The sequence below is a fragment of the Streptosporangium sp. OZ121 genome, from assembly GCF_051918885.1.
Classification (GTDB): domain Bacteria; phylum Actinomycetota; class Actinomycetes; order Streptosporangiales; family Streptosporangiaceae; genus Streptosporangium.
The window spans coordinates 35,867-49,487 of the sequence record NZ_JBPXMC010000037.1; the positions used below are offsets into that span (position 1 = coordinate 35,867).

The 13,621-nt window shown below is 69.2% G+C and carries 14 protein-coding genes; 9 read left to right on the plus strand and 5 right to left on the minus strand.

Translation table 11 applies throughout. The annotated features are described in order from the left end of the window. The first annotated feature begins 253 nt into the window (after nucleotides 1-253). On the plus strand, nucleotides 254-1,756 hold the full coding sequence (locus ACTOQ1_RS38275; RefSeq protein WP_440073006.1) for a hypothetical protein: 1,503 nt from the start codon (nucleotides 254-256) through the stop codon (nucleotides 1,754-1,756). Nucleotides 1,757-1,961: 205 nt separating this feature from the next. Here ACTOQ1_RS38275 and ACTOQ1_RS38280 read toward each other — a convergent pair whose 3' ends face one another. Further along, nucleotides 1,962-3,320, minus strand: a complete 1,359-nt coding sequence (locus ACTOQ1_RS38280; RefSeq protein ID WP_440073007.1) for a hypothetical protein — start codon at nucleotides 3,318-3,320, stop codon at nucleotides 1,962-1,964. A 294-nt stretch (nucleotides 3,321-3,614) separates the two neighbouring features. After that, complete coding sequence (locus tag ACTOQ1_RS38285) at nucleotides 3,615-4,817, minus strand: NAD(P)-dependent malic enzyme (RefSeq protein WP_440073008.1); 1,203 nt, start codon at nucleotides 4,815-4,817, stop codon at nucleotides 3,615-3,617. 271 nt (nucleotides 4,818-5,088) lie between these two features. Here ACTOQ1_RS38285 and ACTOQ1_RS38290 point away from each other — a divergent pair, with 271 nt between their 5' ends. After that, the gene (locus ACTOQ1_RS38290) at nucleotides 5,089-5,619 is read left to right on the plus strand and encodes a CGNR zinc finger domain-containing protein (protein WP_362697777.1); all 531 of its coding nucleotides are present in this window, start codon (nucleotides 5,089-5,091) and stop codon (nucleotides 5,617-5,619) included. A 22-nt stretch (nucleotides 5,620-5,641) separates the two neighbouring features. On the opposite strand, the gene sodX is transcribed toward ACTOQ1_RS38290, so the two are convergent. Beyond that, nucleotides 5,642-5,944, minus strand: a complete 303-nt coding sequence (gene sodX / locus ACTOQ1_RS38295) for a nickel-type superoxide dismutase maturation protease (protein WP_440073009.1) — start codon at nucleotides 5,942-5,944, stop codon at nucleotides 5,642-5,644. A gap of 90 nt (nucleotides 5,945-6,034) precedes the next feature. On the opposite strand from sodX, the gene sodN reads away from it, so the two are divergent. The 3 genes from sodN (at nucleotide 6,035) to ACTOQ1_RS38310 (ending at nucleotide 7,998) form a co-directional block, all read left to right on the plus strand. Next, nucleotides 6,035-6,436, plus strand: coding sequence for a superoxide dismutase, Ni (gene sodN / locus ACTOQ1_RS38300; RefSeq protein WP_362697771.1), 402 nt, complete (start codon nucleotides 6,035-6,037; stop codon nucleotides 6,434-6,436). A gap of 339 nt (nucleotides 6,437-6,775) precedes the next feature. After that, nucleotides 6,776-7,201, plus strand: a complete 426-nt coding sequence (locus ACTOQ1_RS38305; protein WP_030924831.1) for an anti-sigma factor — start codon at nucleotides 6,776-6,778, stop codon at nucleotides 7,199-7,201. A 17-nt stretch (nucleotides 7,202-7,218) separates the two neighbouring features. Beyond that, the gene (locus ACTOQ1_RS38310) at nucleotides 7,219-7,998 is read left to right on the plus strand and encodes an RNA polymerase sigma factor SigF (protein WP_362697768.1); all 780 of its coding nucleotides are present in this window, start codon (nucleotides 7,219-7,221) and stop codon (nucleotides 7,996-7,998) included. On the opposite strand, the gene ACTOQ1_RS38315 is transcribed toward ACTOQ1_RS38310, so the two are convergent. Continuing rightward, a complete protein-coding gene (locus ACTOQ1_RS38315) occupies nucleotides 7,995-8,390 on the minus strand; it encodes a hypothetical protein (protein WP_440073010.1) in 396 nt (131 codons plus the stop codon). The two genes, ACTOQ1_RS38310 and ACTOQ1_RS38315, sit on opposite strands and share 4 nt — an antisense overlap. A gap of 78 nt (nucleotides 8,391-8,468) precedes the next feature. Between ACTOQ1_RS38315 and ACTOQ1_RS38320 the strand changes: the two genes are divergently transcribed. Both ACTOQ1_RS38320 and ACTOQ1_RS38325 read left to right on the plus strand, forming a co-directional pair. Then, the gene (locus ACTOQ1_RS38320) at nucleotides 8,469-9,428 is read left to right on the plus strand and encodes a diacylglycerol/lipid kinase family protein (RefSeq protein ID WP_440073011.1); all 960 of its coding nucleotides are present in this window, start codon (nucleotides 8,469-8,471) and stop codon (nucleotides 9,426-9,428) included. Between the two features lie 280 nt (nucleotides 9,429-9,708). Beyond that, nucleotides 9,709-9,963: a WhiB family transcriptional regulator gene (locus ACTOQ1_RS38325; protein ID WP_440073012.1), complete on the plus strand. Its 255-nt coding sequence runs from the start codon at nucleotides 9,709-9,711 to the stop codon at nucleotides 9,961-9,963. Between the two features lie 178 nt (nucleotides 9,964-10,141). Here the strand turns inward: ACTOQ1_RS38325 and ACTOQ1_RS38330 are convergent, their stop codons facing one another. Next, a complete protein-coding gene (locus tag ACTOQ1_RS38330) occupies nucleotides 10,142-11,605 on the minus strand; it encodes a sensor histidine kinase (protein WP_440073013.1) in 1,464 nt (487 codons plus the stop codon). A gap of 68 nt (nucleotides 11,606-11,673) precedes the next feature. Here ACTOQ1_RS38330 and ACTOQ1_RS38335 point away from each other — a divergent pair, with 68 nt between their 5' ends. Then, nucleotides 11,674-12,834 (plus strand): 8-amino-7-oxononanoate synthase, encoded by a 1,161-nt coding sequence (locus ACTOQ1_RS38335; RefSeq protein WP_440073014.1) that lies wholly within the window; start codon nucleotides 11,674-11,676, stop codon nucleotides 12,832-12,834. Continuing rightward, entirely contained in the window at nucleotides 12,831-13,550 is a 720-nt protein-coding gene (locus ACTOQ1_RS38340; RefSeq protein ID WP_436764206.1) for a GntR family transcriptional regulator, read from the plus strand. The genes ACTOQ1_RS38335 and ACTOQ1_RS38340 overlap by 4 nt, the downstream gene beginning before the upstream one ends. Nucleotides 13,551-13,621 lie beyond the last annotated feature (71 nt).

Genomic DNA, 13,621 nt, shown 5'->3' on the forward strand with positions numbered 1-13,621 from the left:
GTCCACTCACGCCACATCGGTCACTTTCACACCAACCCTACGCCTATCTGCGTAAACATGTAGCTCGACCATCAACTTTCACAACAGCTTCAGGCGTACTCAAACATCACAGAATGGCATCGACGCGATCAAGGCCGTCTTTGATCCTCAAAGCGGCTTCCGGTGTTCAAGATCGGCCCTGTATGTTTCTGGCATTCCCTTTACTGACGCATGGGACGCAAGAAGCGTTCCACATCAGACCAAGGAGCTCCCCTTGAAGCGCATCCTCCTCCCCGCCGGTGGCGCCGTTCTGGCCACCGGTCTGCTGGCCGCTGGTCTGGCCGGTACCGCCAACGCCGTTCCGGACTGGGCCAGCGACACCATGGCCAAGGACGCTCCGGCTGCGGTTGACGTCGCCGAGTTCTGGCTCAAGGCCAACGGTCACACCAACAACCTCGCCAAGGCGACCGCGTACACCCACGAGACCATCGCGGCCTCGAAGCTGAGCGCGGGCGGCGGCTACACCCCCGACGGCAAGCCGGGCATCGTGGCCCCGATCGGCGAAGAGAAGAAGACCGCCGCGAAGGTCAAGAACATCAACCTGCCGAAGACCATCGGCAAGGTGTTCTTCGTCGACGCTGCCGGCGACCTGAAGTGGTGCTCGGCCACTTCGATCCAGTCGAAGTACCGCAACCTGGTCTCCACGGCCGGTCACTGCGTCTACGACGACAAGAAGAACGCCAGCGTCATGGACAACTGGGTCTTCGTCCCCGGCTACTACCAGGGCAAGTCCCCGTGGGGCATCTACGTCGGCAAGACCGCCTACACCCACTACGACTACAGCGTGTACAACGACCGCGACCGCGACTACGCGTTCGTGACCGTGTACAACGGTATCCAGGTCGGTGGCGGCACCTCCAAGGAAGTCTCCAAGGCTGACTACGACAAGTTCACCGGTCGTAAGGAAGTCAAGCAGGTCGAGATCTCCAAGGAGGAGTACAAGAAGTGCGTCCTGAACCTGGGCGCCTGCTGGTCCGAGGGTAAGAACACCGCGGCCGACGTCGTTGGCCCGAACTACCCCGGCGCCGTGCTCGAGCGCGTCGAGGTCACCGAGGCGACCTACAAGGCCGCCAAGGTTGGCCCCGGCAACGGCAACAAGCTGGGCGAGCCCGAGGTCGAGAGCGTCACCAAGACCGAGTACGACGCTTACGCCGGCAAGGGCACCAAGGCTGTCGACAAGCTGGGCAACTACACCATCACGCACTACTACGTGCAGAGCTGGGTCAAGCCCGGTACCGAGAAGAAGTACTACAAGGCGATCTTCATCGTCATTGACGGCTTCATCAAGGACGCCGGTCGCCTGGGCGACAACGTCGGTGGCCAGGGCTTCACCTGGAACCAGAAGCCCGAGCAGACGGTGTTCGTGTTCGGCTACCCGGCCGCGCCGCACCCCGACGGCAACAAGGCCTACACCGGCGTTACGCCGAAGTGGACCTACGGCAAGACCTCCGGCAAGGTGTACGTCTCGGCCGCGGAGAAGGTTGAGGAGCACGTTGGCCTCAAGAGCTCCTTCACCCCCGGCGCCGACGGTGGCCCCTGGCTCGCCAAGTACAGCAACGCCAAGCGTCTCGGCTACGTCAACGGTGTCACCAGCCTGTTCGGCGACCAGGACAAGAACGGCCGCTTCGACACCATCACCTCGCCGTACTTCGACGGTGAGACCGCGGCCATCTACACCAAGGCCTCCGCGGTGTGGTCCGGCTCGATCGTCAAGTAGTAGTAGCTCCCTGACGATCACCCGAGCCTGAGCGTCCAAACCCCAGGCTCACAGCTTCACAGCACCACCAGCTCCACCCGTAGGGGCCCGGCAGATCCTGCCGGGCCCCTACGGCCATTCCCCACCGGAAACGGTTGGGCATCCCCGTCGGGGGAAGAGCCCCAGGTTCCTACCGGAAAGCCTCCGGCGAGACCTCCCGATCCGCTCAGACGGAGTTGAGCTCCCCCACCCGTTCGTTCAGCTCCATCACCGGCCGCTCGGCGGCGTGGGGATCCAGCCGCCGCCGCAGATCGGCGACGTACGACCGGGTCCTGGCCGACTCCAGGCCCTTGGCCAGCTCCAGTGCCTCCACCGCGACGGAGCAGGCCTCCTCCAGCTCCCCCGAGGCGAGCAGCCCGGCCGAGAGCAGCGACAGGTTGAACATCCGCCCGCGCACGTAGCGCCCGTCCATCTCCAGCGAGCGCCTGGCGTGCCGTACCGTCCCCGGCCCGTCGCCCAGGTCGCGGAAGCAGTGCGCGAACTTCGCCGACAGGTAGGCCTCGTCGAAGTAGGAGATCCAGTCGGGCTCGTCGCCGGCCCGGCGCCGGTCGAAGGACAGCTCGGCCTCGTGCAGGGAGCTCGCGCACGCCTCCCGGTCGTCCAGTGCCGCGTGCGCGTGGGCCTCCAGCACGTGCGTCTCGGCCAGCAGGGCGAAGATCCCGGCCCGGCGGGCGGAGAGCTGGGCGGCCCTGGCCAGGTCGAGCGCGTGGGCGGGTTGTCCTATATATATGGCCTGGTGACTCATCCCGGCGAGGATCTCGCCGCCGAGCCCGTGGTCGCCCGCCCCGCGCGCCAGGCGCAGCGCCTGAATCAGGTAGCGCTGGGCCAGGCCGTGCTGCTCCAGGTCGTAGGCCATCCATCCGGCCAGCCGGGTCAGCTCGGCGGCGGCCGACGCCAGCGCCTTGCCGGTGTTCTCGGCGTACGAGCCGTCACCGAGGAGCGGCGCCACCGCCGTGTCCAGATATTTCACGACAGCGGGGCGGACCCTCCCGCCGCCGAACCTGTTGTCCAGCTCACCGAAGGACCGGGTGACCTCCCGGATCGCCGCGATGTCGTCCATGCCGACGCGCCGGGTGCCCCGCCCCTCGGGGCGGCCCTCCAGCGGAAGGGTCAGCCAGCGCACCGCCCCGGCGGACCCGGCCCCGATCGCGAAGGTGGAGTCGAGTAAGAACCTTCGTCTCTCCACGTCCCCGCGCCACAGTGCTGTCACGGTCGAGATTCCCTCCTGCCACGTGTGGTTGAACTCCTGCCCGAGGTCGAGAGGCGTCAGGACGGCCGGCAGGCCGAGATCCTCGGGACTCACGGCCCTGCCGAGCCGGAGCGCGAAGATCTCGGCGAGCAGCCCGGGGACCGGGTCTCTCGGCCGCTGCCCCGCGATCCAGCGCAGCACGGAACTGTGGTCGTACCTCAGACCGGACAGGCCGCGAGCCGCGCCGAGATCGTTGAGCCGCCGGGCCAGCCCCTTGTGGGTGAAGCCCGCCTCGGCGATGAGCCTCTGGAGTAGTCGGTTGGGCTCGCGTCTCATAGCTCCCCTCACCGCGAGAACCAGCTGCGTGCCGGCAGCGCGCATGGTCCGGTCGTGCGCGCATCGCTGCCTGATGCACACCTTACGCACATAGGTAACTGAGAGCTCTTTTTATAGCACGATCCGTGACGAATATCGGGGTTTCCAGAAAGCGCGAACGCCCCTCGCCGGTCGGGCGAGGGGCGTTCGTGGTCACATGCCTGGTGGGCACGGGATGAGCATGAGGGGACATGGGGTGCGCGATCGCGCCAACGGCCGTACGGAGGCGACGACCGGAGGCAGAGGAGGTGACCGCTAGAGGCGGGCGACCCCGTCGGCGCGGGCCTGCGCGGAGACGGCGGCGATGACCGCGGGGGCGACGCGCTCGTCGAACGGGCTGGGGATCACGCGGTCGGCCGACAGCTCGTCGTCGCCGACCACCGCGGCCAGCGCCTCGGCCGCGGCGACCTTCATGTTCTCGGTGATCGTGGTGGCGCGGACGTCGAGCGCCCCACGGAAGACGCCGGGGAAGGCCAGCACGTTGTTGATCTGGTTGGGGAAGTCGGAGCGGCCGGTCGCGACCACGCGCGCGTACTTGCGCGCGATGTCCGGACGCACCTCGGGCGTCGGGTTGGACAGCGCGAAGACGATCGAGTCCGGGGCCATCGACGCGATGGCCTCCTCGGAGACCGTCGAGCCCGACAGCCCGACGAACACGTCGGCCCCGGCCAGCGCCTGCTCGGTGGAACCGCGCAGGCCCGCCCTGTTGCTGTCGCGCGCCAGGGCCTCCTTCACCGGGTTGAGCCCGACGCGGCCCTCGTGGATGAGGCCCTTGGAGTCGGCCACCGCGATGTCGCCGATGCCCGCGTTGAGCAGGAACCGACTGACCGCGATCCCGGAGGCGCCGGCGCCGGCGACCACGACGCGCAGCTCTCCCAGCGAGCGGCCGGTCAGCCGCGCGGCGTTCTTCAGCGCGGCCAGCGTGACGATCGCGGTGCCGTGCTGGTCGTCGTGGAAGACGGGGATGTCGAGGAGCTCGCGAAGGCGCGCCTCGATCTCGAAGCAGCGGGGCGCGCTGATGTCCTCGAGGTTGATCCCCCCGAAGGAGGGGGCGAGCCGGACGACCGTCTCGACCAGCGCGTCCACGTCGGTGCAGTCGAGGCAGAGAGGCACCGCGTCGACGCCTGCGAACTGCTTGAACAGCAGGGCCTTGCCCTCCATGACCGGCATGGCGGCGGCGGGCCCGATGTCCCCGAGGCCGAGCACGGCGGTGCCGTCGGAGACGACGGCGACCACGTTGGAGATCCAGGTGTAGTCCTGGGCCAGCTCGGGCTCCTCGGCGATCGCGCTGCAGACCCTGGCCACCCCCGGCGTGTAGGCGAGCGCCAGGTCGTCGGCGTCGCGGACCGGGACGGTGGAGCGGACCTCCAGCTTGCCCCCGCGGTGCAGGGCGAAGGCCGGGTCAAGATCGAGGGCTTCGAGGGCTTCGAGGGAGATGGAGGATGGCGTGACGGCCACAGCGACCCCTGTAGTTCAGTCAGACAGACGGATGTTTCCTTCGGAGGCGGCCGGAGGAAGCATGTCCCGGGCTTCGGTAGCCGCTCGGGACCTGCCCACTGAGCACGGTCGCCTGGAGGGGGTACGGGGGTCACCCGTTGCTCGATTGTGCCACATGTTGAGACTGCCGCCCGTGGAGGGAAGGCGCCGACTTTCGCCGTCCCGGTGTTAACCTCACCACATCGTGTAATACTCAAAATCCATGCCGCCTCTTACATCGACGGATCCCCAGATGGACCTGACCTCCTACGCGGAGCTGGCCGTACTACTGATCAACAGTCCCGACCGGCTGACCGGCCTCGACGGGCTGCGCCTGCTCCTGGAAGAGGGCGGCCGCTACCGGCCCGGCTGCCGCATCACCAGGAGCGACCTGGAGGCCCTGCGCGACCTGCGCGAGGAGCTGATGATCGTGTTCGAGACCGCAGAGGCGGGCGACGAGGAGGCGGTGGTCGACCGGCTCAACTCGCTGCTGATCCACCACCCGGTCCAGCCGCAGATCTCCGGTCACGACGGCGAGCGCTGGCACCTGCACCTCACCGAGGGCGGCCGGATGGCCGACCAGTACGCGGTGGGCGCGGTGATGGGACTCGCCACCATGATCACCGATCTCGGCGTCGACCGGCTCGGCCTCTGCCAGGCGCCGCCCTGTCGCAGGGCCTACCTCGACACCTCCTCCAACCGGTCACGCCGCTACTGCTCGGAGCGGTGCGCCAGCCGGGCCAACGTCGCCGCCTACCGGGCCCGCCAGAAGGTCGTCCAGTAGGCGGGAGACACCCGGAGGCTCCTCACCGGGCCCGCCAGGGATCCGGCCAGTAGCGCAGCACCACCCGGCCGACGATCGACGACGGCGGCAGCGCCCCGAAGTCCCAGCTGTCGCGCCGGCCGGAGGCGCGCTGGTTGTCGCTCTCCAGCCACCAGCCGCCGTCCGCCTCCCACGCGGCGCGCTTGACGATGAGCACGGCGGGATCGGACGGCAACCGGGCGACGACCAGGTCCCCCGGCCGCACGGCCGCGCCGCGCCGTACCCAGAGCCAGTCGCCGGGCCGCAGCGCGGGCAGCATCGACTCACCTGCGACACGGACTCTCATGGAGCGTAACCCCCTCCCGCGCGGGCATTCGGAGACGAGTAAGGTCGTTAACCGGACCATTCTGAACCCGGCATCAAGGAAGGATTTCCGATGCTCGCACGACTTATGCGCCCCAAGCACATCGCCTCGGCGCACTGCGACCTGCCCTGCGGCGTGTACGACCCGGCCCAGGCCCGCATCGAGGCCGAATCCGTCAAGGCCATCATGGAGAAGTACGCCGGAAACGAGGACCCGGTGTTCCGCGCCCGCGCGCTCTCCATCAAGGAGGAGCGGGCCGAGCTGGTCAAGCACCACCTGTGGGTGCTGTGGACCGACTACTTCAAGCCCCCGCACCTGGAGACCTACCCGCAGCTGCACCAGCTGTTCTGGGAGGCCACCAAGCTCGCGGGCGCGGCCGGCGGCAAGGGCACGGTCGACGTCGCCAAGGCCGACGAGCTCCTCGGCAAGATCGACGACATCTCCAAGATCTTCTGGGAGACCAAGGCCGCTTAAAACCCTCACAACGATCTCGTGATGGGGCGCCGGTAGTCCGGATCAAGGAAACGTCCCCCGGGACACTCCCTTGATCCGGATCGGGGTCCGCGAGGACGCGCCGCCGCCGGCACGTCGTCCGGGCCGCGATGCCTCGACCTCGCCTGACAGGCCGGATCCCGGCGCGCCCGCGTCGCCAGGGCCGGGTCGCGACGCGCCGGAGCCGCCACAAGTACAGTGCCCCTTTTGCGTATCTTCAGGGGTTCTTGACGGTGGCAAATCGCCTCGATCGCGAGTCCAAGCGGGCCAACTACCGTCCCAGGGCTGTAGGTTGCAGTCAGCGACTCTGCGAGGAGGAACGTGACCGAACACACCGAGGCGCCCGCGGTCGGCATGGGCGGGATCCGTGACGTGGTGAGCGTCCGGCTGCCGGCGACGAGTGCCTATCTGTCCGTGCTGCGTACGGCGACAGCCGCGCTTGCCGTACGGCTGGACTTCACGCTGGACGAGATCGAGGATCTTCGGATCGCGGTCGACGAGGCGTGTGCGATGTTACTGACCCAGGCCGTTCCCGGCACCGATCTGACTGCCGAGTTCGAGCTCACCGGGCAGCTGATGAAAGTGCGGGTCGAGGTCAGCACGGTGGGAAGCACCCCTCCGAAGCGCGACGACTTCGCGTGGATGGTGCTCACCGCCCTGGCTGACGATGTGGATGCCGTAACCGACTCCCCCGACCGTATGGCGATCGTCCTCCGCAAGCGCCGAGGCGCGGCGAGGCCGGCGTGACGGAAAGGACTCGTGCCATGGCCGCCAGCGACCACGCGGTGCCCGACCGGGTGCGTGCGCGCCTGCTCTTCGCGGAACTGGTGGAGTTGACCGCCGACGACCCGCGACGCCAGCGCATCCGCGACGAGCTCGTCGAGCTCCACCTTCCCCTCGTCGAATACCTCGCCCGCCGGTTCCGCAACCGGGGCGAGTGGCTGGACGACCTCACCCAGGTCGCGACCATCGGACTGATCAAGTCGATCGACCGCTTCGATCTCGGCCGCGGGGTGGAGTTCTCCACCTACGCGACCCCGACGATCGTGGGCGAGATCAAACGCCACTTCCGCGACAAGGGCTGGGCGGTCCGCGTGCCGCGCCGGCTGCAGGAGCTCAAGCTCTCGCTCACCAAGGCGATCAGCGAGCTCTCCCAGCGGGAGGGGCGCGCGCCGACCGTGGCCGAGCTGGCCGCGTTCCTGAAGATGAGCGAGGAGGAGGTGCTCGAGGGGCTGGAGTCGGCCAACGCCTACTCCACGGTCTCCCTCGACGCGCCCGACTCCGGCGACGACGACGCGCCGGCGGTGGCCGACTCCCTCGGGATCGTGGACGACTCCCTGGAGGGCGTCGAGTACCGCGAGTCGCTCAAGCCCCTGCTGGAGCGGCTGCCTCCGCGTGAGAAGCGGATCCTGCTGCTGCGTTTCTTCGGCAACATGACACAGTCCCAGATCGCCACCGAGCTCGGCATCTCACAGATGCACGTGTCCCGGCTGCTCGCCAGGACCCTCGCCCAACTCCGCGAGGGTCTGACCGTCGACGACTAGCCGGACGGCTGGTCCTGGTCCCCGTAGAGGGCGTGCGTCGTCGGCGGGGACAGCAGCGCGACCAGTCCGATCACCGCGAGGGTGATCAGCGAGAAGCCGATCACCCGCTGGTCGGACTGGATCAGCGTGACCGAGACCGGGATGGCGAAGATCTGCGTCAGCACGCCCGGGCTCCGCGCCCACCGCTCTGAGTGGATCATTCCCCAGCCGACCCAGAGCAGGGCGGCGCCGATGATGATCCCGAACGCGGCGACGGCGATCGAGCTCATCAGGTCGGACGGACGGCCGATCACCGTCTCCACGCCGGCGTAGCCGCCGAGGATCAGGGCGGTCGCGCCTTCCAGCGCCATGACGGCGGCGGCGACGGTGAGGGTCAGCGGGCGGTTCGGCACGGGGCCAACCCTATCGCCGGGTATCGTCGCCCGCCTCTTCGCCGCCTCAGTCCGGTTTCCGGCGGATACGCTGAGGCCATGCGCGCGATGCTCCTGGTGAATCCGAAGGCGACGACGACCAACCAGCGAACCAGGGACGTTCTCATCAGGGCGCTGAGCGCGACGATGAACCTGACCGTCGAGGAGACCGAATACCGGGGGCACGCCACGCAGCTCTCCCGCAAGGCGCACGCCTCCGGCTACGACGCGGTGGCCGTGCTGGGTGGTGACGGCACCATCAACGAGGCGGTGAACGGGCTGCTCGACCCGGTGGACGGCAAGGCGGGCGACGAGGGCAGCTCGGCCGACCGGCCCGCGCTGCTGGCGATCCCCGGCGGCAGCGCCAACGTCTTCGCGAGGGCTCTGGGCCTGCCGAACGACCCGGTGGAGGCGGTGGGGGCGATCCTGGAGGCGATCCGCGACGGCCGGAGGCGGACCGTCGGGCTCGGCCAGGCGATCTGGGATGACCACAGTAGGTATTTCACGTTCTGTAGCGGTCTGGGGTACGACGCCGAGGTGATCAGGGCGGTCGAGGGGATGCGGGGCACCGGCCGCAAGGCGACGCCCGCCCGCTATGTGAACACCGCGTTGCACCACTACCTGTCGACCGACAAGCGCCACCCGCCGATGACCGTGGAGGGCCCGGAGGTGCCGCGGACCGGCGGCATCTTCATGGCCGTCATCTCCAACACCTCCCCGTGGTCGTTCATCGGCCCGCGGCCGGTCTCCCCGACCCCGTGGGCGAGCTTCGAGACCGGGCTCGACCTGCTGGGCCTGCAGCGCCTCGGCCTGCCCGCCATGCTCCAGCTGATGCCCCAGATCATCGGCGCCCGCGACACCCTGCCGACGGGCCGCCACCTGGTGCAGCTGCACGACGAGAAGGAGTTCACCCTGAGTTCCAGGCGCCCCGTGGCGTTCCAGCTGGACGGGGACTACCTGGGGGAGGTCGAGCGGATAACGTTCCGCTCTATCCCTGACGCGTTACAGGTCTTGGTCTGATCTGTTACATGCGGCCTGTGTGACGCATCCGACATCCATTTCGGGTAAAACGTTCTCCCAAACCTCTTGCGTGTACTAAGCGTGGCTGACAATCTCAGGATTGACGTCGGAACGTAGGACCTTTGAGCGACCACCTCGCTCCCAGGTCACCGGCGATCAAGCGGATGGACCCCCGACCCGGACCACGGACCGGGGAACCGTTCGCGCTGGTTAGTGAAACTCTTCACAAAGTGAGCCGCTGGAGCCGACGCAAGGGCTCCTCATACGAAGGAGTGGACGCATGGACTGGCGCCACAGAGCTGCCTGCCGTGACGTGGACCCCGAGCTGTTCTTCCCGATCGGCAACACCGGCCCCGCCCTGATGCAGATCGAGGAAGCCAAGCAGGTCTGCAACTCGTGCAGCATCAGTGAGGCGTGCCTGAAGTGGGCGCTGGAGTCCGGGCAGGACGCCGGTGTCTGGGGCGGCCTGAGCGAGGACGAGCGACGCGCGCTCAAGCGCCGCACGGCCCGTGCCCGCACCCGCACGAGCGTCTGAAACCGAAGCCCCGCCTGATCGTCTCGAAGAGGCCCGCTCCCGTACGGGCCTTCGAGCCGGCCGCCACACCCGGACATCGCGGTGAGAACGCTCCTTCCCGGCCCCCTCTCCTCTCGGGCCGGGCGACGGGCACGCCCCGCGGCGAGGGCGTGACCTGACGCCGTTCCCCCTCCCCCGCTCAGATCGCGGGGAGGGGAATGCTCAGGCTCACCTCGGTCCCGCCGCCCTGGCGCGGCTCGATGGCGAGCCGCCCGGACAGCTCGCCCACCACCAGAGTCCTGACGATCTGCAGGCCGAGGCTGGTGGTCCGGTCGAGATCGAAGTCCTCGGGCAGCCCGCTGCCGTCATCGGACACGATCACGTCCAGCCGCTCGGCCCCCCGTGACACGATCACCTGCAGCCTGCCCTGGCGCTGTGCCAGCCCGTGCTGGACCGCGTTCTGCAGCAACTCGGTGAGAACCATCGCCAGCGGCGTCGCGACCTCCGAGCGCAACACCCCGAACGTCCCGACGCGGTGCGGCACCACCTGCGTCTCCGGGGCCGCGACCTCTCCCGTCATCGCGATCACCCGGTCGGCGATGTCGTCGAAGTCGACCTGTTCCTCGGGCGTGTGGGAGAGCGTCTCGTGCACGATCGCGATCGACCCGACCCTGCGCACCGCCTCCTCCAGCGCCTCCCTGCCCTCCGGCAGCTGCATCCGCCTGGCCTGGAGCCGCAGCAGCGCGGCCACCGTCTGCAGGTTGTTCTTCACCCGGTGGTGGATCTCCTTGATGGTGGCGTCCTTGGTCATCAGCTCCCGCTCGCGGCGCCGCAGCTCGGTCACGTCCCTGATGAGCACCAGCGCGCCGATCCTCCCGCCGCCGACGACCAGCGGGATCGCCCGCAGCTGCACGACCGTGCCGCCCGACTCCACCTCCGTCTCCCTGGGCTCCCGCCCGCTCGCGACGAGCATCAGGTTCTCGTTGATCGGCTCGTCGGAGTAGCAGAGCGTCGCGGTCGTACGGCCCAGCTCCGCGCCGACCAGGTCGGCGTTGAGGCCCAGCCGCCGGTAGGCGGAAAGGGCGTTCGGCGAGGCGTACGTGACGCGGCCCGCCCGGTCGAGCCTGAGCAGGCCGTCGCCGACCCTCGGCGAGCGGACCAGGATCGGCTCGGCGCCGGAGAACGGGAAACGGCCCTCGGCCACCATCTGGGCCAGATCGGAGGCGCTCTGCAGGTAGGTCAGCTCCAGCCTGGAGGGAGTGCGGGCGGAGGACAGGTTCGTCGAGCGCTGGATGACGCCGAGGAAGTGGTCGGCCCGCCGTACCGGGATGGTCTCCTCGCGGACCGGCACCCCGCTCGACCAGTCGGGGTCGCCCTCGCGGCAGATGCGCCGCTCGTTCCAGGCGGTCTCCAGGAGCGGCCGCTCCCCCTTGGCCGCCGTCATCCCCACGATGTCGTCGTGGTAGACCGTCGGCCCCGTGGTGGGCCTCATCTGCGCGATCGCGATCCAGCCCGATCCCTCCTTCAGCGGGATCCACAGGATCAGGTCCGCGAAGGAGAGGTCGGCGAGGAGCTGCCAGTCGGAGACCAGCGAGTGCATCCACTCCAGGTCCGCATCGTCGAGCGCGGTGTGACGGACCGCCAGGTCGCTTAGAGTCGGCACCCGTGCATCATGCGTTCTTTGCAGGCCCGAACGCGAATCGGGTGAGTCCGGCTGGAAAGATGCCGATTATGGAGCAGACCCCCGACCCGCTGGCCCGGTTCCGCACGGCGGCGGCCACGAGGGAGGCGGCAGGGCTGCGGCGGGTCCTGCGCGCCCGCACCCCCGACGACGACGGCCTGATCGACCTGGCCTCCAACGACTACCTCGGCCTGGCCAGGGACGAGCGGCTGGTCGAGGCGGCTGTGGCGGCCACGCGAGACTGGGGCACCGGCTCCACGGGTTCCCGCCTGGTCACGGGCTCCACGGCCCTCCACGCGCGCCTGGAGACGCGCCTGCGCGCCTTCGCCGGAGCGCGGGGCGCCCTGGTGTTCTCCTCCGGCTACCTGGCCAACCTGGCCGCCGTCGCGACCCTGGGCAGGGACGCCCTGGTGGTCTCGGACGCGGGCAACCACGCGTCGATCGTGGACGCCTGCCGGCTGTCGCGCTCGCGGGTCGTGGTCACCCCGCACAAGGACGTGGCGGCCGTGGAGAAGGCATTGGCCGGCCGGGACGAGGAGCACGCGATCGTGGTCACCGACGCGGTCTTCTCCGTGGACGGCGACCTCGCCCCGCTCGCGGGGTTGCACGCGGCGGCGGTGCGGCAGGGCGCGCTGCTGGTCGTCGACGAGGCCCACTCGATCGGGGTCATCGGCACTCGCGGGCAGGGCGCGGTGCACGCCGCCGGGCTCGCGGCCGAACCGGGCGTTGTGAGAACGATCACACTGTCCAAATCCCTGGGCTCGCAGGGCGGGGCCGTGCTGGGCGCCCCCGAGGTGATCCAGACCCTCGTCGACACCGGACGCTCGTTCATCTTCGACACCGGATTGGCACCGGGCAGCGTGGCGGCGGCACTCGCCGCCGTCGATATCCTTCACCATCAGCCCGAACTGCCCGGACGCGTGCGAACCAGGGCGAGGGAGCTGGCCGCGATGGCCCGCGATCTCGGCCTGGAGACCTGCGATCCGGCGGGTGCGGTCGTCCCCATCGTGCTCGGCCCACCCGAGACCGCGCTTCGGGCCGCCCTCATCTGCGCGGAACACGGGGTGCGCGCCGGATGCTTCCGGCCGCCCTCGGTGCCGGTCGGCCGCTCTTGCCTGCGGTTGACGGCACGGGCCAATCTGAGTTCCGATGATCTAACGGTGATCCGGGGTGCACTCACCGCCGTGGCCGAGATGAAGGTGACCATGTGAGCGACGACTCCCCGAGGATCCCGAAGTACTACGACGTGAAACGTAGCCTGCTCACCCTCACCAAGAGCCTGCCCGCGGGCAGCGCCCTGCCTCCGGAACGGGCCCTCGCGGTCCGCTTCGAGACGTCGCGCACGACCGTGCGCCAGGCCCTGTCCGAGCTCGTGGTCGAGGGCCGCCTGGTGCGCATCCAGGGCAAGGGGACGTTCGTCGCGCAGCCCAAGGTCGCCCAGGTCCTCCAGCTGACCTCCTACACCGGGAACCTGAGGACCGCCGGCCTCGAACCCGACACCAAGATCCTCGACACCAGTTACGTCACCGCCGACGAGCCGCTGGCCCGCCGCCTGGCCATCAACGCCGGTGGCCGCGTACTGCGCATCCACCGCCTGCGCCTGGCCAACGGCGAGCCGATGTCGATCGACACCACCCACCTGTCGGCCCGGCGCTTCCCCCGCCTCCGGCGGGAGCTCGAGGTGCACTCCTCGCTGTACGAGACGCTGTACAACGCGTACAACGTACGGCTGACCGACGCCGAGGAGATCATAGAGACCGTGCTGGCCACCCCGTACGACGCGCAGGTGCTCGGCGTCGACGTCGGCCTGCCGATGCTCCTGCTCACCCGGCACGCCTTCGACGCGGACGGCAACCCGGTCGAGTGGGCCCAGTCCCTGTACCGGGGAGACCGCTACAAGTTCGTCACCCGCCTGCACCGCCCCTGACCCGGCCCCGGCCCCGCCCCCTGACAGCCCCCTGACGCCCACGACGGCGCCGGGCCGCGCGGACGCACGCG